At 37.2% G+C, this 20,855-nt stretch carries 19 protein-coding genes; 12 read left to right on the top strand and 7 right to left on the bottom strand.

The window, feature by feature from the left end; translation table 11 throughout:
- Positions 1–57: 57 nt before the first annotated feature.
- From KO02_RS01950 to KO02_RS01935, 4 genes are read right to left on the bottom strand one after another with little or no spacing between them, the layout of a single operon-like run.
- Positions 58–504, bottom strand: a complete 447-nt coding sequence (locus KO02_RS01950; RefSeq protein ID WP_038695372.1) for a single-stranded DNA-binding protein — start codon at positions 502–504, stop codon at positions 58–60.
- A gap of 18 nt (positions 505–522) precedes the next feature.
- Complete coding sequence (gene mutY, locus KO02_RS01945; RefSeq protein ID WP_038695370.1) at positions 523–1,572, bottom strand: A/G-specific adenine glycosylase; 1,050 nt, start codon at positions 1,570–1,572, stop codon at positions 523–525.
- Positions 1,573–1,621: 49 nt separating this feature from the next.
- Positions 1,622–3,139, bottom strand: a complete 1,518-nt coding sequence (locus tag KO02_RS01940) for a sulfatase family protein (RefSeq protein WP_038695369.1) — start codon at positions 3,137–3,139, stop codon at positions 1,622–1,624.
- Entirely contained in the window at positions 3,139–4,659 is a 1,521-nt protein-coding gene (locus KO02_RS01935) for a sulfatase (protein WP_038695366.1), read from the bottom strand. The genes KO02_RS01940 and KO02_RS01935 overlap by 1 nt, the downstream gene beginning before the upstream one ends.
- A gap of 281 nt (positions 4,660–4,940) precedes the next feature.
- On the opposite strand from KO02_RS01935, the gene KO02_RS01930 reads away from it, so the two are divergent.
- The 7 genes from KO02_RS01930 (at position 4,941) to KO02_RS01900 (ending at position 11,112) form a co-directional block, all read left to right on the top strand.
- Complete coding sequence (locus tag KO02_RS01930) at positions 4,941–5,375, top strand: hypothetical protein (RefSeq protein ID WP_051959731.1); 435 nt, start codon at positions 4,941–4,943, stop codon at positions 5,373–5,375.
- Positions 5,376–5,529: 154 nt separating this feature from the next.
- On the top strand, positions 5,530–6,021 hold the full coding sequence (locus tag KO02_RS01925; RefSeq protein ID WP_235212326.1) for a YeeE/YedE family protein: 492 nt from the start codon (positions 5,530–5,532) through the stop codon (positions 6,019–6,021).
- A 7-nt stretch (positions 6,022–6,028) separates the two neighbouring features.
- Positions 6,029–6,442 carry a DUF6691 family protein gene (locus KO02_RS01920; RefSeq protein ID WP_038695365.1) on the top strand — a complete coding sequence of 138 codons (414 nt, stop codon included), beginning with the start codon at positions 6,029–6,031 and terminating at the stop codon, positions 6,440–6,442.
- 11 nt (positions 6,443–6,453) lie between these two features.
- Complete coding sequence (locus KO02_RS01915; RefSeq protein ID WP_038695363.1) at positions 6,454–7,077, top strand: Crp/Fnr family transcriptional regulator; 624 nt, start codon at positions 6,454–6,456, stop codon at positions 7,075–7,077.
- 151 nt (positions 7,078–7,228) lie between these two features.
- Positions 7,229–7,654 (top strand): sulfite exporter TauE/SafE family protein, encoded by a 426-nt coding sequence (locus tag KO02_RS01910; RefSeq protein WP_051959730.1) that lies wholly within the window; start codon positions 7,229–7,231, stop codon positions 7,652–7,654.
- Between the two features lie 10 nt (positions 7,655–7,664).
- The gene (locus KO02_RS01905) at positions 7,665–9,062 is read left to right on the top strand and encodes an MBL fold metallo-hydrolase (protein ID WP_038695361.1); all 1,398 of its coding nucleotides are present in this window, start codon (positions 7,665–7,667) and stop codon (positions 9,060–9,062) included.
- 178 nt (positions 9,063–9,240) lie between these two features.
- Entirely contained in the window at positions 9,241–11,112 is a 1,872-nt protein-coding gene (locus KO02_RS01900; protein WP_038695359.1) for a M1 family metallopeptidase, read from the top strand.
- Positions 11,113–11,158: 46 nt separating this feature from the next.
- Here the strand turns inward: KO02_RS01900 and KO02_RS01895 are convergent, their stop codons facing one another.
- Positions 11,159–12,580, bottom strand: coding sequence for an RtcB family protein (locus KO02_RS01895; protein WP_038695357.1), 1,422 nt, complete (start codon positions 12,578–12,580; stop codon positions 11,159–11,161).
- Between the two features lie 145 nt (positions 12,581–12,725).
- Positions 12,726–13,820: a slipin family protein gene (locus KO02_RS01890; protein ID WP_038695355.1), complete on the bottom strand. Its 1,095-nt coding sequence runs from the start codon at positions 13,818–13,820 to the stop codon at positions 12,726–12,728.
- 907 nt (positions 13,821–14,727) lie between these two features.
- On the opposite strand from KO02_RS01890, the gene KO02_RS01880 reads away from it, so the two are divergent.
- Genes KO02_RS01880 through KO02_RS01870 form a run of 3 tightly spaced genes read left to right on the top strand, consistent with a single transcriptional unit; the run spans position 14,728 to position 17,426 of the window.
- Complete coding sequence (locus KO02_RS01880) at positions 14,728–15,753, top strand: helix-turn-helix transcriptional regulator (protein ID WP_038695350.1); 1,026 nt, start codon at positions 14,728–14,730, stop codon at positions 15,751–15,753.
- A 52-nt stretch (positions 15,754–15,805) separates the two neighbouring features.
- The gene (hemW, locus tag KO02_RS01875) at positions 15,806–16,930 is read left to right on the top strand and encodes a radical SAM family heme chaperone HemW (protein WP_081918286.1); all 1,125 of its coding nucleotides are present in this window, start codon (positions 15,806–15,808) and stop codon (positions 16,928–16,930) included.
- Between the two features lie 37 nt (positions 16,931–16,967).
- On the top strand, positions 16,968–17,426 hold the full coding sequence (locus KO02_RS01870; RefSeq protein WP_038695346.1) for a hypothetical protein: 459 nt from the start codon (positions 16,968–16,970) through the stop codon (positions 17,424–17,426).
- 75 nt (positions 17,427–17,501) lie between these two features.
- On the opposite strand, the gene KO02_RS01865 is transcribed toward KO02_RS01870, so the two are convergent.
- Positions 17,502–18,746: a 3-deoxy-D-manno-octulosonic acid transferase gene (locus tag KO02_RS01865; RefSeq protein WP_038695344.1), complete on the bottom strand. Its 1,245-nt coding sequence runs from the start codon at positions 18,744–18,746 to the stop codon at positions 17,502–17,504.
- A 61-nt stretch (positions 18,747–18,807) separates the two neighbouring features.
- Between KO02_RS01865 and KO02_RS01860 the strand changes: the two genes are divergently transcribed.
- Together KO02_RS01860 and galE are read left to right on the top strand one after the other, a co-directional pair.
- A complete protein-coding gene (locus tag KO02_RS01860) occupies positions 18,808–19,803 on the top strand; it encodes a GDP-mannose 4,6-dehydratase (RefSeq protein ID WP_038695342.1) in 996 nt (331 codons plus the stop codon).
- Entirely contained in the window at positions 19,800–20,828 is a 1,029-nt protein-coding gene (gene galE, locus KO02_RS01855; RefSeq protein WP_038695340.1) for a UDP-glucose 4-epimerase GalE, read from the top strand. Before KO02_RS01860 ends, galE begins: the two co-directional genes overlap by 4 nt.
- Positions 20,829–20,855: the final 27 nt, after the last annotated feature.

Raw genomic sequence — 20,855 nt, 5'->3', positions numbered from 1 at the left:
TCATAAAAAAGAGCATCATGTTTGATGATGCTCTTTTTTATAGTTTATAAGAAATCTTTAGAACGGCAATGGATTACTATCATTCTCATTTTCTGTAAAATCAACGTCGACTTCTTTATTTTCAACTTTTTCCGCCTGCGTTTGTGCAGGAGAAGCAGTTGTAGGTTCAAAATCTGATTTACGACCCAATAAGGTAAAGTTCTCCGCTACAATTTCTGTCGAATAGCGTCTAACTCCTTCTTTATCTTCATACGAACGTGTTCTTAATCGTCCCTCAATATACACTAACTTCCCTTTTGTCAAATACTTGGCAGCGACATCTGCCAACCCGCGCCATAGCACAACTGTATGCCACTCCGTTTGCTCTACCCGTTTACCATCTCGATTAAAAGTTTCTGATGTTGCTAACGGAAAACTAGCAACAGAGACATTATTATCTAAATATCTAATTTCTGGATCTTTGCCTAAATGACCTACTAGAATAACTTTGTTGACTCCTGACATAATATTAAAGGTGTTTGGTTATAATTTAGCTGTTTCTAAAAAAGAAAAAATGAGCTTATGTTTAGCTAATTTATCCAAATCTTTTAACAAAACATAATTCCAATTTGTTTTTTTTCGCTCCAATCCCTTAAAACTTAACATCCTATAAAAGGTCGCATAGATATTCTGATGACTCAAAATATGTTTTTTATTTGTTCTCAATAGGCTTAATCCGACTTCTGAACCGAATAAATCTATAAATTCTGGACTAGCAAGAATCGCTAAACCGTCCAAAGCCTCAGCTGTTTCAATCATTGGAAATTCATATAAATTTTCCCAAACATCCGAAGCACCCCGCTTAGACATCAAAATAGCATCATCTTGTTCAATAATAAAGTAATGAAAATAACGATTCCTACTCTTCTTAGCCTTAATCTTAACCGGTAGATCCGCTACTAGGCCATTGACATTTGCAAAGCAATCCAATTGAAGTTCACATTCCTGACATAATGGAGATTTAGGTTTACAATGCAATGCACCAAAATCCATTATTGCTTGATTGTATATCGCAGGATACGCTAGATCAAGATTCTCTTTTGCCAATTGTGTAAAAATTTTTTTTCCTGCAGGAGTATTTATTGGCGTATCAATGCCATAATACCGCGCGAGTACACGAAAAACATTACCATCCAAGACTGCTTGAGCCTCGTCATTAGAAAAAGAAGAAATTGCAGCAGCGGTGTATTCACCGACACCAGGCAATTTAATTAATTCGACATATGTTTTAGGAAATTCACCTTGATACTCATTCTGTACAATACCCGCAGCCTTATGCATATTTCGTCCTCGCGAATAATAACCCAGACCCTGCCATAGATGCAAAATATCATCCTCTGAAGCATTTGCAAATGACAATACATCAGGGTACCTTTCTACAAACCTCAAGTAGTAGGGCATTCCCTGCTCTACCCGAGTTTGCTGTAAAATAATCTCAGATAACCAAATTTTATAAGGATCTCTTGTATTTCGCCAAGGTAAATCACGTTGATGCTCATGATACCATTCTATTATTTTCTTCGCAAATGACATCCTACAAAAATGCGCTTTTTATCGTAGCTATCAAACAAATGCCCTACTATTATTTCCGTAATTCCTTTTCAAGAATCGCTTTCAACTCCATCACTTTTTGAGGATTACTTTCTGCAATATTATTTCTTTCACCTTTGTCAATACTCAAATCGTATAATTGGTCGACCTCATCATTTCCAAGTTCAATATTGACAAGACTGTTTCTTTTAGCCCCCTTACCGGCTTTAATATATTTAAAATTACCTTCCAATACACTTAATGTGCCTGATGATTTTATTAAATGAGCTCTCCCTACCAAATCCTTACCAGTAAAGCTCTTCCATAAATTCTGACTATCAACAGCCTCATCAGCATTATATTTAACATTAAAAAATGAAGCAAAGCTACTAAGCAAATCAACCTGACAAACTAAAGCATCAGATGTAGTACCCTTCTTAATCATTTTTGGCCAAGTGATAAAAAAAGGAACACGAGTACCCGCTTCAAATGCCGAATATTTACCTCCGCTAAATGGTCCAAATGGATTATGCCCGTTCAATTGTGTAACCGCACCATCATCATAACCGTCATCCAACACTGGCCCATTATCACTAGAAAAGATAATTATCGTATTTTCATAAATTTGATTGTCCTTTAAAGTCTTCACCAATTGCCCAACAGTATAATCAAGTTGTAAAATTGCATCTCCACGATAACCCAATCCACTTTTACCCTTAAACATCGTAGCAGGCATACGAGGCACATGTGGCTCGGTTGCATTATAACTTAAGAAAAACGGGATTTGACGATGATCTTGAATGAAATGAATTGCTTTGTCAGCAAATGTTAAAGTTAGCTCCTCATCTACCCATTTAGCTTCTTTACCCCCCGACATCCATCCAATTCTACCTATACCATTCACTATCGTATTATCATGACCATGATTTGGTGAGTTTTTCATCTTCAATAAATCAGGATTCTCTTTACCTGTAGGCTCATTTCCTACCTTTTGGGTATATGATACTACAATCTTATCATTATGATCCACACCAAGTACATCATGGTTTTCTAAAAACACCGTTGGCACTCGGTCAGCAGTTGCAGGAAAAATAAAAGAATAATCAAACCCAACTTCTAAAGGACCCGGCTTAATACTTCCGTTCCAATCCTTATCAACTTGATCCCCTAAGCCTAAATGCCATTTTCCAATCACAGCAGTTTGGTAACCGGCCTGCTTAAACACTTTAGGTAAAGTCACCTTATCTTGAGGAATAATCAATTTCGCATCACCCGGCAAAATACCTGTTCCCGTCTGACGGAAAGGGTAATTTCCAGTCATTAAAGAGTAGCGGGAAGGAGTACAAGTCGCTGCAGTTGCATGTCCATTTGTGAACCTAATTCCATCGGAAGCCAAAGCATCCAAATTTGGCGTCTTTATTTTAGCTGCACCATAGCTCCCCAGGTCGCCATAGCCCAGGTCATCCACATATATCAATACAACATTTGGTTTTTGTTGCTGTCCAAATACCGAAGTAAAGGGAACAATCAAGGTCAATAGACCAATCAGATAAGAGTTGCCTAGTTTCATTACAATTTTTGATTAAAAATGCTTAGTGCATCGTTATCTTCCACCTTTATAATTTCTCGCTTCAATTTCTTTTTCAATTTATTTACAATCTTTGAAGATGTTGAATCATATATATTTTTCATTTCGGAAGGATCTTGGGTAAGATCATACAACTCCCAACTATTAACACGTTTATAAAAACGAATTAATTTGTATCGACCATCACTCACTCCAAAATGTGGAGATACAGCATGTTCACCATTTTCATAATAATGATAATACAAACTCTGACGTCCTTTATTGTCTTTCCCTTTCAATACATTAACAAATGACTCTCCCTGCATTTGGCTTGGTTTCTTCACTCCAGCTAACGCTAACAAAGTCGGGGCAATATCAACATTCATAACTTGAGCATCAGATACCGATCCCTTAGCAATCATTTCTGGAAACCTGGCAACCATTGGCGTCCTAAAAGACTCCTCATACATGAAACGCTTATCAAACCAACCATGTTCACCCATATAAAAGCCTTGATCAGACAAATAAATAACAATCGTATTCTGCTCTAAATCATGTTCCTTCAAATAATCTAATACTCGCCCGATATTGCGATCCATAGATTCCGCAGTATTCAAATAATCAATCATATAACGACGGTACTTCCACTCAGCCAAAGCTTTACCGGAAAGTTTCTGCATGTCCAATTGTTCTTTTATTGGTTTATAATAAGCCAAATACTTCCTCATCTGATCTTCACTCATGCGAGAGAAATTCCCATCTTTTTTCATTTCGGCAACTGAGTTATACATTTTTAGATCATAACCCATCTGCATATCCTTATCAATGGACATTTCCTGTCCAGCAGCAGATAATCGGCCTTCATAACCATCATAAAAATTTTCCGGAAGGGGAAATTCCTTACTATCATTTTTTCCAAAATCCTGAGGATCAGGCATCCAAGTGCGATGCGTTGCTTTATGGCCAATAACGAGGCAAAAGGGATTATTTTTATCTAAAGAATCCAACCAATGCGTTGCTTTATCCGTGACAATATCAGACACATAACCATTGACAGTCTCTTTTTGGTTATTTGCATTTATAAAAGTTGGATTGAAATAATGCCCTTGTCCAACTAAAACACTGAAGTAATCGAAACCTTGAGGTTCATTTCCTAAGTGTTGTTTTCCAATCCAAGCAGTTTTATAACCCACTTTTTGTAAGTCTTTTACAAAAAGATCCTGACCGTGATCAAAATTGGACGTTTCATTATCCTTAAATCCGTTTTTGTGACTATATTTTCCTGTTAATAAAGTTGCTCTACTTGGACCACAAATTGAATTGGTCACATAAGCTTTATTAAAGCGAACGCCTTCAGACGCAATTCTATCAATATTTGGTGTATGCCCCAATTTAGAACCATAGGCTCCAATAGTCTGGTATGAGTGATCATCAGAAATGATAATAACAATATTCGGTTTTTGCTGCGCGAAAGCAATCACATTAGCTACACAGAGAGCTATAAATAATGCTGTTTTCTTCATAAATTATAAGAGAATTAGTTTGGTTGAGCTTCAAACTTAGATAAATTTGAGTTTCTATGCAATTAAATTCTTATTAAATATAACTGCAAATTTTTCGTTATGCCAATCAAAATAAATAATAGCCAAGCTATTACCATTGAAAAAGCACGGCTACTTAATCGATGTTAATGGTAATAAGAAATCCAACAATCATCACTTCATAACCAATAGGATGAAAATAATATAATAAGTCTCATTTTTGTTTTAGCCTAGGTTTATGTTTCTTTGTACAAAATTAAATCATGGAAAAATTGAGCTTTAAAATTGCAACATTACACCGCGGTAGATATATGTTGCTCATGATGTTATTTGTTTTGGCTCTTGTCTATATCGTTTCAAGACTTCCCATATCTGAAGTTGTAAAAATAATGGGATCCCTATTCTCATTACCACTAGTACTCTTCATCGCTGTAAAATGTTCAAAAAAAACATCCACTTGGACGATAAGCAACGATGAGTTAACAATGGAAGATAGCATTTCAAGTAAAACAATACCCTTGGCCAATATCGATTATGTACGCAACCTCAGAAGATCCGGCGGCAATCTGATTATTATCAAATTGAAAACAGGTGCTAATATTAGGGCGTGGCGAAACAAATTATTCGAATCTGAAGATGACCTAAAAAGTTTTTGTCAATACTTAAAAAACATTAAAACAGAATATTACGATATGTAACATGCTATTAAAAAAGAGAAAGATTGTAACTAAAGTTACAATCTTTCTCTTTTTTGTTGCTTTACTTTGTATTCAAATTAGACTAATCATTATGTTGGAAATTATTCAAAAACCATGGCCTTGGTATATCTCAGGGCCCCTAATTGCCCTTATTATGTATTTACTACTTAAGCAAGGTAAAGATTTTGGGATGTCCAATAATCTGAGAACGATGTGTTCGATAGCCGGAGCTGGTAAAACAAGTGCTTTTTTTAGATTTGACTGGAAATCTCAAATTTGGAACCTGTTGGTAGTATTAGGAACTATAATCGGTGGTTTCATAGCACACTTCTATTTAAACGACGGAAATCCTCCTGACATCAATAGTAAGAGCATCGCCGACCTTCAATCTTTAGGGATCATCGATAACCTGAAAGGGTATATGCCCGACAGTCTCTTCAAGTATAACGGTTCACTTTTCCAATTTTCACTCTTAAGCATAGGCGGATTATTGATTGGCTTCGGTACACGATATGCCGGTGGATGTTCATCAGGACATGCCATCTCCGGACTTAGCAACTTTCAATTACCTTCATTGATTGCTGTTATCGGATTTTTTATCGGCGGAATCATTATGGTCCACTTTATTTTTCCACTTATCTTCTAATTACAAAATGAAACAATTAAAATTCATATTAATCGGCATATTCTTTGGAATCATCATGTATAAGTCAGAGGCCGCTTCATGGTATCGCATCTACGAAATGTTTCAGTTTAGATCCTTCCATATGTATGGAATTATAGGTACCGCATTAACAACTGCCATCATTATTGTACAGATCATTAAAAGAAAGAATGTAAAAGACAGTGAAGGACAAACCATACAATTCGTAGACAAAAATAAAAGTATCACACGTTATCTACTTGGTGGTACCATCTTCGGATTAGGTTGGGCTTTGACTGGTGCCTGCCCTGGCCCCATGTTTACACTGCTAGGTGCAGGATACTGGACTTTGGGCGTGGTACTTATATTTGCATTAATAGGAACATGGATTTATGGCCTTTTACGAAATAAATTACCTCATTAAAATCAAAATTTATGATAACAATTCAGCAAGAATTTTTTGGGATTTTCGAAAAAGAATTGGTTACTGAGATGGAACAAGTCGCAGTCATCAAAAAATTCATGGCAGGCGAAGTCATCATAGACATTGGTCAATATATTAAGTTTATGCCCCTACTTTTAGATGGCGTAATCAAGATTATTCGCGAAGATAAAAATGAAGGTGAATTGTTATTATACTTTTTAGAAAAAGGAGATACTTGCGCCATGTCCATTGCCTGTTGCGTCGGTGCAAAAAAAAGTGAAATAAGAGCGATTGCAGATGTCGATACTACCGTAGCTATGATCCCAAACCAATACCTAGACGGTTGGATGGGAAAGTATAAATCTTGGCGTAACTTTATTTTAGAAAGCTATTCCAATCGACTTAATGAAATGCTAACAACAGTTGATAATATCGCTTTCTCACAGATGGATGTACGCATCATGAATTACTTGAAGGAAAAAGCAACAATAAGTCAATCGCAAAGCATTGATGTCACCCATCAGATCATTGCCACTGACCTTAATACATCTCGTGTAGTGGTATCTCGCATCTTAAAATCTTTAGAAAATCAAGGGAAGATCCTATTACAAAGAAATAATATCCGTCTACTCTAGTCAATGGAGACTTAAAATAAAAAATCGAAGGTAACATATAGTATATCCTACCGAGTATACCCGACCGCTTCTTCATAGACCAAGTATCAATACATAAAGATCAGATTATCATGAGTCTCTTTTCATTGATCATTATTGCTTCAGCATTGCGATGATCAAAAAAAGAAATGATAATAATAATGTTGAAAGTCCTTCCTATAGCACAATCATTTTGATTGTTCTTGGATTTATCACAGGAATATTAACCGGATTAGTTGGTGCTGGCGGAGGTTTTATCATCGTGCCATCTTTAGTACTATTGTTGAGGATTACCATTAAACAAGCAACAGCAGCCTCCTTATTTATCATTGCTATCAATACCTCCTTCGGCCTATTAAGCAATTTCCAACATCTGGATCATATCAATTGGACAATATTAATTATCTTTACAGGAATCACACTGATGGGATTGATGATTGGATTCCAATTGAAAACAAAGTTAAAACCCGAAAAATTAAAAATAGCATTCGGATACTTTCTTGGTGCAATAGGTATTGCCATAGCAGGTACCGAAATCAGTCAGTTTATAAATTTATAAAGAAATAATTATGTTTTTTCAACACATTTTCGAATCATCATTAGCACATGCAAGTTACCTCATCGGCTGTCAAGCCAAAGGAGTAGCAATCGTGATCGATCCTAAAAGAGATGTAGACACATATATAGCACTTGCAGAAAAAAACAACTTAAAAATAACCCATATCGCTGAAACCCATATTCATGCCGATTATCTTTCAGGATCATTAGAATTAGCCGCATTAACAGGGGCTAAACTTTATCTTTCTGAGGAAGGAGGACCAGATTGGCAATATGCTGTTGATCATATCGGCTTAAAACATCAGGATGAAATAAAACTGGGTAATCTTATTTTCAAGGTCCTACATACGCCTGGCCATACACCCGAGAGTATCAGCTTCCTATTAACCGATACTCCAGCAACGAACGAACCCGTCATGTTATTCACGGGCGACTTTGTCTTTGTTGGTGATGTAGGCCGTCCAGATCTATTAGAAAATGCGGCAGGTCTAATTGGCACAAAAGAAATTGGAGCACATCAAATGTTTGAGTCTTTGAAAATATTTGCTAACCTACCCGAGTACGTCCAAGTATGGCCAGCTCATGGAGCAGGGTCTGCATGTGGAAAAGCTTTAGGCGCAGTCCCAAGTACAACAGTTGGATATGAAAAAATAAGAAACTGGGCACTACAGTATGGCAATAATGAAGAAGGGTTTGTTGAAGAGCTATTAAACGGTCAACCAGAACCACCAAAGTATTTTGCGATGATGAAAAAACTCAACAAAATCAATCGTCCATTATTAACAGCAGTACCTCAATACAAAGAATTAGAAGCGAACGAATTTAGAGCACATTACAACGCTCATGTCGCATTAGTAGATACCCGCCATAAATTAGATTTTGCAAAAGGATTTATCCCAAACAGCATTAACATTCAAAATAACAAAGCATTCAGCAATTGGGCTGGCTGGGTATTAGATTATAACCAACCATTTATACTCATTGTTGCAAAAGAACAATTAGAAGAGGTGACACGAAAACTGATGCGCATAGGTCTTGATCAAGCAATTGGTTTTATAACACCTGATTCATTAACAACACTTGGTATACCTTTGGATAAACAGGAAATTATTCATTTCGAAGAAATGAATAACGCTTTAGATAACCCAAACGCACAAATTTTAGACGTTCGCAATGATAGCGAATATAAAGCTGGGCACATTCCAAATGCCACACATCTATTTGTGGGTACATTAACAGAAAACCTACATAAAATCGATCCAAATAAAGAACTTTATTTATACTGTCAATCAGGAGATCGTGCTACAATAGCGACATCGCTGTTATACCGAGCTGGGATAAAAAAGATTAAAAATTATAGCGGCTCCATGAAAAATTGGAAAGACCACAAAGGTAAAACCGTAAAATAGCAATAATAAAATTCTTAGATACCTCCAGGGAGTAGAACAGATCTGGAGGTTTTTTTGTCTCTAATTGATCTCGATACCATCCCGAAAGTAGAAAAAACCCTTCTTTATCAAACAAATATTACAAAACAGGACTCCCTTCAGTTCCACATATTCCTAATCATTTTTGTAAGTTTGGAGCATGAATTTGAAATACCTCTACACGTTAATCTTAGGACTGTTCGTCATCCAGACAGCAACAGCACAACGAAAAGGCTATTGGCAACAGACCGTAGATTATAAAATGAATATTGATGTGAACGAAAAAACATATCAATATAACGGAAACATGCAGTTGAAATACAGCAATAATTCAGGACAATCACTCAAAAAAGTGTATTTACACCTATATTTCAATGCCTTTCAACCCGGATCGATGATGGACAATAGGCTTGCCAATATCGCAGATCCAGATAAAAGAATGACCACCAATCTTGGGACAAAAGATAAACCAAAATACCAGAGCCGTATTGCAACATTAACAGCAAAACAAATTGGTTATCAAAAAATAAAATCATTAACAATGAATGGTAACAATACCAGCTTCAAAGTTGATGGTACACTTTTGGAAGTAACATTACCCAATGCTATTGAAGACGGCGAAACCGCAACATTTGATATGAACTGGGAAGCCCAAGTCCCTGAACAGATCAGAAGGTCGGGACGTAATTCTAAAGAAGGAGTAGCCCTATCCATGGCGCAATGGTATCCTAAAATGGCACATTTTGATGAATTTGGATGGCACTTAGATGAATATATAGGTCGCGAATTTATCGCCCCTTTTGGTAACTTTGATATCACCATCAATATCAACAAAAATTATATTCTAGGAGCATCCGGTGTTTTACAAAACCCTACAGAAGTAAAAGGCTATGTTGGAAAACCAAGGATCAAAGCAAAAGAAAATAAAGTCCAGTGGCACTATGTTGCTAAAAACATCCATGACTTTGTTTGGGCTGCAGATCCAAAATTTGTTGTTGACTCCGCAAAGAGCAACCAAGGTGTGCATGTATATATTGTGTATATTCCAGAAAGCGATTCTGTCAAAACAAATTGGAAAACAGCCTTGGGGTTAGCGACCGAATTTTTCGATTTTAATTCAAACACATTTGGAGCATACCCGTGGCCAAATTATACCATTATCCAAGGCGGAGATGGCGGCATGGAATATGGAACCGCAACATTGGTAACAGGTGGTCGTAATTTAAAAAGCCTAGTCGGTGTCATTTTCCACGAAGCTGCTCACTCTTGGTACCAACAGTTATTCGGAATCAATGAGACCGTAGACGAATGGTTTGACGAAGGTTTCACGTCTTATGTAGAAGAGCTTGCGATGCAAAATCTATTTGAAAAACGTGGCGCCATTGAAGCCAACCCTTCGATCGATGCATATCGTGCATACTACAAACTTGCCTTATCAGGAAAAGAAGAACCTGCCAGCCTGCTTGCAGATTACTACAATACCAATTATGCCTACAGCAATGAAGCGTATAATAAAGGACAGGTGCTAGCAGTACAATTAGGCTACATTATTGGAAAAGACAATTTGGATAAAACATTCTTAGAATTCTATAAACAATGGAAATTTAAACATCCAACGCCAAATGACTTCAAAAGAATTGCGGAAAATATAGCAGGCATCAATCTAAAATGGTACTTCAACCTGTTTATCAATACAACACGTAAGATTGATTACGCGATCAAAACAGTTTCCGATAAAGAAATTACGTTACAGAACAAATCAGATTTCGCAATGCCTATCGATTTGTTAGTAACCTATGAAGACGGAACAAAAGAACTTTTCTATATCCCTTTACGTGAAATGAGAGGCGAAAAACCTGTAGAAAACTTCAAGATATACGAAGGTATTAAAAGAACCACACTAGAAGACTGGAACTGGACACAACCATTGTATCAGATCAATTTAGAAAAAAAACCAGCAAAAGTGATTATAGATCCATCACTACGCTTAGCAGATATCGAATCCAGCGACAATACCTGGGAAAAGAAATAACATTAAAACAAGAGGCCGGTTAATAAACCGGTCTCTTGTTTTAATGTTAATCTTCCCGACTTCCATCATCAGCCATCCGCACAATCTTAGGAGAGAAACTCGCGATAATATCCACCAGATCTTCTTGTGCAGCCATCACCTCGTGAATGTTTTTATAAGCCATTGGTGCCTCATCCAGACCAGCCCCGATTAACGTTATACCATTATCCGACAACATGGATTTCAAATCTTTACGCGCTATGGTTTTTATAGCTTTCGTACGACTCATCAAGCGACCAGCACCATGAGAAGCCGAATGAATTGCCTCCTCTTTTCCTTTTCCTCGCACTAAGAAACCTGGAGTAGCCATCGATCCAGGAATAATCCCCAGCACCCCTATCGCTGCCGGAGTTGCTCCTTTCCGATGCACGATCACCTCCTCTCCTTTCCATAATTCTTTCCATGCAAAATTATGATGATTTTCAACCATCGCCAATCGCTCTGCTCCTAAAGCCCTACTGATTTTCTCATGTATGACCTCATGACAGGCCGAAGCATAATCACCAGCAAGATTCATTGCTAACCAATACTCTTGTCCTTCCGCTGTATCTAAACTCATATAAGCCAAATTTTGAGCCTCATAAGGTAAAGAACAAATCTTTTTAGCCAATTTAGTATAATGATCGGCAATAGTTGCTCCCAATCCTCTAGATCCCGAATGCGTCAATAAAGCCACATATCGTCCTTTCTCAATACCAAGGGCCGCATCTGCCTCGTTAAACTCCATGACCCCGAATTCAACGAAGTGATTTCCCCCGCCAGAAGAACCTAATTGTGTCCAAGCCTTATCCTTTAATTGACGAATAAAATCATTCGCTTCAAAAGTCTTATTAGCTAAGACAGCGTGGTCAACACGTTCATGTTTCAAGTAACCATATCCAGCACCAAATTTGGTATTATCCATAATCACTTTCTTATAAAAATCGTGATGCAGATACAGGTGCTCCTCAGGTACATCAAAAATGGACAACGCCATTCGACAACCGATATCAACACCCACGCCATAAGGAATGACTGCATGATGAGTCGCCAATACCCCACCAATCGGCAAACCATATCCTTGATGTGCATCGGGCATTAATGCTCCCGCAACTGCAACAGGAAGTTTCATCGCTAGATCCATTTGGCGCAATGCACCCTCTTCAATCTGTGACTCACCGTAAATGCTGTAGTCTTGTTTCCCCGCCTTTAAAGAAATCGTAGCTTTAGCCACTTCATCAACATTTAAAAGTACTTGCGCCAGCGGTTTGAATATTTCATCCTCCAAATAGCTATCCGGAGCAGCCAATACTTCCGCAAATTTCAACAACATCTCTTCTCGGGTAAACCCCAATCTCTTTTTATTAATTTTCAATGCTTCACCTAAAGCAAAATTCTCTTCATATCCCAAAGCAATTAAATCATTGCCATTTATTCGTTTATTTTCCATCGTGATCGTACTCAAATGCATATGTTTAAACCATCGTTTACAGACCGGTCAATCTTTCACATTGGTTATTCTTTTTCCCTAAACAAGGAACAGCACCTCTTTATTTATATCTACCGCTTTAGTCTAAAAAAAAGCAGTAACTGTATTATTTCACGAACAGCTGCTTCAGCTGATCCACAATCTGACCATTACCGGAAACCGATATATTGTTTATTTTTTCAGCAATCTTCTCCACATATTCCATCTCTTTCAATTTAAACAACATCGCATTATCTTCCATCAATTTAGCTGTATTCAACAAGCTTCTTGTAGAAGCAGTTTCTTCACGCCGCGTGATGATATTGGCCTGAGCTTTTTTCTCCGCGACCAGTACCTGATTCATTATCTCTCGGATATCTCCTGGCAAGATGATGTCTTTAACACCGGCATGGAATACCTTTACCCCAAGTAGTTCAACCTGCGAGGCAGTCTCCTCTAGCACATGTGCATTGATAGCCGACTTATTGTCCATCAACTCATCCAAAGTCATTCGACCTATGTAAGAACGTAGGGCCAATTGCATCAGCATGTACAACTGCTTCTCAAAGTCTTTATTTTCAAGCAATGCTTTCAGTACATCCACAACATGGTACTGTATCGAAAAATTAATCCGAATCTGCGCCTTATCTTTAGTCAAGATCTCTTGACCAGCAATATCCATTGTTGTCAATCGTGTATCCACTTTTGAAATACTGATGGATGTCGCATTTTTCCACCAGTAATATGTACCTGCATCCAATAGCTTTGAAAAAGCTCCATCAAGAAATAGTAAACCCTTCTCCGATGGCTCTAACTTAAACTGTCGTACATAGTAAGCTAGCGTCTGCTTCTCTAATAACTGCTTGTGTACAGTTGATCCAATTTCTATCTCCGTGATATCCTCCTTCTGGAAATAATAGGTTAATAAACCCTTCCAGAAGACATGTCTGCCAGCAGCTAGTACCTGCTTATAGTTATTGTTAACAAAAACCAGACAGATCTCATTATCGGTAACCTCCACCAATTCCACATGCTCCGAAAAACCTGCAAGCTGCATCAATACATCGACATCTAAGCTAACTGGAAAAGGCTTCGACAAATCATATAATGTTAGTTTTTCACCAAAACCTAGCCAGTATTTTCCAGCAGGCAATACACGGGTATACCGATTGTTTTTAACAACTAATCCCAACTGATTGATATCTATGGTTACTCTTTTCATATCTTATTTTATTTTTTATTCTACTAATATCCATCGCTAACACAAAACGATGTGCTTTATCCGGATATGTTATCATCTATAAATGATCCTATTATTTAAAAACGCCTCGATTCTTGTTCATTAAATAGCATCGGAATGTAAAAGCGGCTAAAAGAAAAATAAAATGATGACAGCTTATCCCTAAAGAAAATACACCCCATTCGTGTATTGCTTTAAGTATTCCACTATCCTCAACCCTATCGTTGCCTTTAGCACCTAATTTATACTTCAAAGACCCCTTTCAATTGTCTCCCCTTTTTCAAAAAACGAGAAGACCAAACGAGAGACGAAGCGCTTATTAAGTGGAAACTTTTTTACAGAAAGTTTAAACTTGACTATGGAACTTTCGTTCCTCCAACCGGTGGACACATTTTTGAAATGTGCGTGGGACTCGAACCCACCCTTTTGTTGTACTCTACCCCTGAGTTACTCCGTTCGAGACGGAAGTAGGATTCGAACCTACGACCCCAACATGAGACAATCGTGATTTTTTTAAAGTCAGTATATTATTTTCGACTGAAACAACACTACCCTGCTATACAGAAACAGGAGACGAGGACCTCAAAATCATGCACTATGTCATACACCCTTTCAGGTATATATCTTAAAAAGCTATTCGCTTACTTTCTCAAAGAACTATTTGTCTTGATCGACATTACAAATGTGCGCACCCCATCACGCAACCTTCCTGCGTAGTAAAAAATATTTTCAAAAAACAAAACAAAAACAACACATTAACCTGAAAATCAAACGAATTAATTTGTTAAAACCAATAAAAACCATTAATAAAAAACTTCATGCGCAAATACATTGCGCAGTAAAAATGAATTTTGTACATTTAAATTCGTAACATTTCATCAAAAACAAAATGTCCACCAATAAACTTGCATTAATACGCTACAAAACCATAGACAGTTGCCTATGTCAACGTCATCGCAAATGGACGTTAGAAGATCTTATTGAAAAAGTATCCAATGCACTTTATGAGCTGGAGGGTATCCATAATGGTATCAGCAAAAGAACAATACAGGGCGATATCCAACTTATGCGCAGCAATAAACTTGGTTACAACGCTCCTATCATTGTTACAGATAGGAAATTCTATAGCTACAGTGACCCTCAATATAGCATCAGCAATTCGCCCATTACCTCCTTAGATATGAAGAAGATGAAAGAAGCGGTAGACTTACTAAAGCATCTTAATGGATTCTCTTATTTTGACGAAATGAGTGATATGATCTTACGTTTAGAAAATAGTCTCATTAAGTCGGAAGGAACTCAAAAGCCTGTCGTGCAAATGGAAAGTAATAAACTATTGAAAGGTTTAAACTGGATCAGCACCCTGCATCATGCCATCCTCGAAGAAATACCTTTACTCATCACTTACAAATCCTTTAAGTCACTTGGACCAACACAGGATGTTTATTATCCATATCTCTTAAAAGAATACCGCAATCGGTGGTTCTTAGTTTGTAAACCAAAAAAAGGTAAATTATTACTTATCCTTGCCCTTGATCGTATAGTAGATATTGATGAAATGGCAAAAAATGGGTTCGTACCTTATGACGGAATTGATTTCGAACGCTATTTTGCAGATACAATCGGGGTAACAAAAAGTCAAAAAGACCGTGGTCAAAAAGTGATCTTAAAAATCGACAGCTTCAATGCACCATATGTAGAAACAAAACCTTTACATAACTCCCAGCAGATCATTGATAAAAATAACGATGGTAGTATTCTCGTTCGTCTTGATGTCGTCTTAAACTTTGAACTGGAGCGCGAAATTTTGGGATTTGGAGAAAACATAGAAGTTATTGCACCCCGAAATCTACGAGATCGGATAAAAAGAAGAGTCAGTAAAAACCTCCAACAGTATACCAAAGAAACAGAATAAATCCATTTTAATATGGATTTTCCTTTACCTTTGTCATCAAAACAAATTACCCATGATCTATTTTCACATTCCATTCTGTAAGCAAGCCTGTCATTACTGCGACTTCCATTTCAGTACCTCACTGAAATACAAAGACGAAATGCTCAGCATGTTATACAAGGAAATTGAACTTAGAGCCGATTATCTGGAAGACAAAAAGATTCAGTCCATCTACTTTGGTGGAGGTACACCCTCTATACTCGAAGCAGAGGATATCTCCAGACTCATTGATAAAGTATCCAAGCACTTTGAGATTGACTCCAATATAGAGATTACACTCGAAGCCAATCCCGACGACCTGAACCGGGAGAAAGTCGAGAAACTTCGTCAAACTGAAATCAACCGCTTCAGTATCGGAATTCAATCCTTCTTTGAAGAAGATCTAAGATGGATGAACAGGGCGCACAACCAAAAAGAGGCTGAATCATGTATCATGCGGGTTCAAGATGCTGGATTCGAAAATATCACCTGCGATCTGATCTACGGGTTTCCACTATTGACCAATGAAAAATGGAAGAAGAATATGCAAAAGCTGGTAGATTTCCAGATTCCACATATTTCATCCTACTCCATGACCGTAGAAAAGAAAACTGCACTTGATCATATGATCAAAACAGGTAAATCGGCAGCAATAGATAGCGATCAAGCGGCAGATCAAATGCTTATGCTTATTGCGCATCTAACAGAGTCCGATTTTGAACAATATGAAATCTCCAATTTTGCTAAAAACGGCATGTATGCCAAACATAACACGAACTATTGGAAAGGGAAACACTATTTAGGAATTGGTCCATCGGCACATTCTTTTAATGGCCACTCACGTTCATGGAATATCGCCAACAATGCCAAATATATACAGGATATTGCTCAAAATTCTCTTCCTTTGGAAACCGAGGAACTTTCATCACTTGACCGTATTAATGAATACACGATGACCTCACTCCGAACCATGTGGGGCATTAATCTAACCGCTGTAGAAGAAAAGTTTGGCGCAGAAGTAAAAAAGCAACTGCAGAACAATGCTGCAGAATTCATCGATAACAATCAATTAAAGCAAGTAGAAAACAAGATCACACTAACCGACAGTGGAAAGCTAATGGCAGACCACATTATGTCCGAGCTATTTATCGTAGATTAAGGGATACGTTCACGATAAATTTTGTAACTTCATACTTATGGCAAAATTGTTGATGTTTCTTCTTTTTCTATTCATAGGCATACCCAGCATTTTTTCTCAAATTAGACAAGTCGACCTTGTAAAAAAAGAGATCAGCATTATAAATAAAGGGAGTGCTTACGAAATCAAGGCTTCTGAATTAGAAGACGAGCAAATTAAGATTACTTTCAGGAACGATATTAACGATAAAATAGACTTTGGTGAAATTTACCTTAAATCACAAAAAGACTTCGAAGATCTATATGAAATCATTTTAAACGGATTCAACACAAAAAAGGATGCGACCATTTTTGTTGACTTAGGAGCAAGCAGACTAGCACTCTTTTATTCCGAAATGCTATGGGGAAATCCCCAATTGCAGCTGATACATAGCTATAAAAATGCATTGTACTCCACAAAAAGCACGAAAATGCTCAGTAAAAAAGATATTATTAAGTTCTTTAAAAAAGACCTATAAATCTGAATATCATACAAATTAAGAAATGCTACATTCACCTTTTGGAGCATTTATAAATCCGAACAAAAACAACTCTTACTTCAATAATTTAGAAGAATAAAGATATTTCATAATAATTGCAGTAGCACCTGCATGTTGTTGAACATATTGTTTTGCTTGTTTCCCCGCATATTCCCGTTTAACATTATCCTGCAGGCACGTAAACACCTTAATCAGTTCTTCCCGATTATGAATTGAAAACCCAGCCCCTTGCTCAATAAGGTCTTTAGCCTCTTGAAATTTATGATATTTCGGACCAAATATAACAGGAACACCATAAGTCGCGGCCTCTAACGTATTATGAATACCGACCCCAAAACCACCACCTATATAAGCTATCTTTCCATAGCCATACAATGATGAAAGCATTCCGATATTATCAATAATCAGCACCTGAGAATCTATTATTTTTTGATCAGCATAAGAAGGATAGTTTGAGAACTGTAAGGCATCAGGAAATAACTCTAAAATTGACTTTATATGAGCATCATGAATTTCATGTGGTGCCAATATCAACTTCCACTTTGGAAATATCAACATGATCTCTTTTAATATCTGCTCATCTTCCAACCAAGTACTACCAGCCACCAATACAGGAGATTCGCCAACAAATTGCACAACTTCAGTAATACGCCTCAACTGCTTTGGCAATTCAACCACACGATCAAAGCGCGTGTCACCCGTCAACCCAACATTTCTAAATCCATGCTCTTTCAAAAGATGAACGCTCTCTTCATTCTGCATGAAAAAATAAGTCACAGCGCTCAAGATTTTACGAAAAAAACCACCATAGGACTGAAAGAAAATCTGATCCGGTCTAAAGATTGCCGAAATCATCAGTAATGGGATTTGTCTATTTTGCAGCTCAGAAAAATAATGATACCAGTATTCATATTTTGTAAAAACGACAAAATCCGGATTTATGAGATCAATAAACAGTTTTGCATTTTTTGCTGTATCGTCGGGTAAATAAAAAACGTAATCTGCCAGATTAGTATTTTTACGAACTTCATATCCTGAGGGAGAATAAAAAGTTATAACAATTTTTTTAGTGGGAAAATCCTTTTTTATACTTTCTAATACAGCCCTACCTTGTTCAAATTCACCCAACGAAGCAAAGTGAAACCAAATGTGTTTTTGCCCCGTTTCAACCGTTTGACTCATGTATGCATACCAGTCCCTCCTACCATCCACCCAAAGCTTTGCTTTAGAATGAAAAGGCGCTACAAGGCGTAATAAAAGGCCATAAAGATAGATTCCTAAAGAATAAAGAAGGCGCATGTTCGTAAAATAATACTTATATTCGTCAAAGATATTAAACCTTTTCTAATTGTTAGAATAAGTGGAAAACAAGATACGCAAACGAATTTTAATAACAGGAGCCGCTGGATTTCTAGGCTCTCACCTTTGTGATCGTTTTATTCAAGAAGAATACCACGTCATTGGTATGGATAATCTCATTACTGGAGACCTTAGAAATATCGAACACTTATTCAAGCTATCAAATTTCGAGTTTTACAATCATGATGTCTCCAAATTCGTCCATGTACCAGGGCACCTCGATTATATCTTACACTTCGCATCACCAGCAAGTCCAATAGACTACCTAAAGATTCCAATTCAAACGCTTAAAGTTGGCTCATTAGGCACACACAATCTATTAGGTTTAGCATTAGAAAAAAAGGCGAGAATCTTGGTAGCATCCACATCCGAAATTTATGGCGATCCACTTGTAAGTCCACAATCTGAAGATTATTGGGGCAATGTAAATCCAGTAGGACCACGTGGCGTCTATGATGAAGCCAAACGTTTTCAAGAAGCGATTACCACGGCCTATCACAACTTTCATCAATTAGAAACAAGAATCGTACGAATCTTCAATACATTTGGACCTCGCATGCGTATGAATGACGGCCGAGCAGTTCCCACCTTTATCACCCAAGCACTACTTGGAGAAGATATCACCCTATTTGGCAACGGTGAACAAACAAGATCATTTTGCTATGTAACTGATCAAATAGAGGGCATTTTTAAAGTCCTACATTCAGATTGCACTACCCCCATCAACATTGGTAATACGGAAGAAATTTCACTCAACCAGTTAGCGAGTGAAATCTTACAAATTACACAGGCCAAAGGAAAAAAGGTCTATCAACCACTCCCCACAGAGGACCCAAAGCAGCGTAAACCAGATATTTCGAAAGCAAAGAGAATATTAAACTGGGAACCCGAAACTTCGAGAATAGCAGGATTGGAAAAAACGATTGCTTACTATCAATCGTTACCCATAGAAAATTTAGAACATAAAGACTTTACATATTATAACTTTAAGCAATGAGCAAAATACTTGTAACAGGCGGAACAGGATATATTGGTTCGCATACAGTTGTTGAATTACATAATGCAGGTTACACACCGGTTATCGTTGACAACTTATCTAATTCTAACATCAAAATGTTAGACCAAATTGAAAAAATTATCGGCATAAAACCTGAGTTTCATCAATTTGATTTATGTGACGAGACAAAAGTTTTAGAATTTGTTAAAAACAACACAGATATTAGCGGAATCATCCATTTTGCAGCATCCAAAGCAGTTGGAGAATCCGTTCAAAATCCACTAAAATACTACCATAACAACTTTTTCTCGTTAATCAATCTCTTAGAAGCTTATCGTGAAAAACCGGTGAACTTTGTATTTTCCTCTAGCTGCACCGTTTATGGAGAGCCCGATTACTTACCTGTAGATGAAGCTGCACCAGTAAAAAAAGCAACTTCTCCTTATGGCAATACCAAACAGATTGCAGAAGAAATTTTAGAAGAAACAGCTAACGCATATGACAACTTTAATATCATAGCATTACGTTATTTCAATCCAGTTGGAGCCCACGAAACTGCATTAATCGGAGAATTACCATTAGGAGTTCCTCAGAACCTTCTACCATTTATTACACAAACCGCTATTGGCAAACGTGATAAATTGACGGTATTTGGCAATGATTTCGATACGAAAGATGGTTTCTGTGTCCGTGACTTTATCCATGTTGTTGATTTGGCAAAAGCACACGTTGCAGCGATTAAATTATTAGAAAAAGGAAATCCTAAAGGAAAATACGATGTCTTTAACGTAGGTACAGGAAATGGATATTCTGTTTTAGAAGCCATTAAAGCGTTTGAAGAAGCATCGGGTCAAAAACTGAACTATGTAGTAGGGCCACGTCGTGAAGGAGATATCGTGAAGGTGTATGGTGATGTCACTAAATCGACCAATGAATTAAATTGGAAAGCACAATTAGGCATCTTTGAGATGATGGACAGCGCTTGGAAATGGGAGAAATACCTACACGAAAATCCAATCGTTTAATAAAAAAATAGGCTAGCTGTATTATTG

It is taken from the genome of Sphingobacterium sp. ML3W (assembly GCF_000747525.1).
Classification (GTDB): Bacteria; Bacteroidota; Bacteroidia; order Sphingobacteriales; family Sphingobacteriaceae; genus Sphingobacterium.
This window is presented reverse-complemented; position numbering and strand designations above follow the sequence as displayed.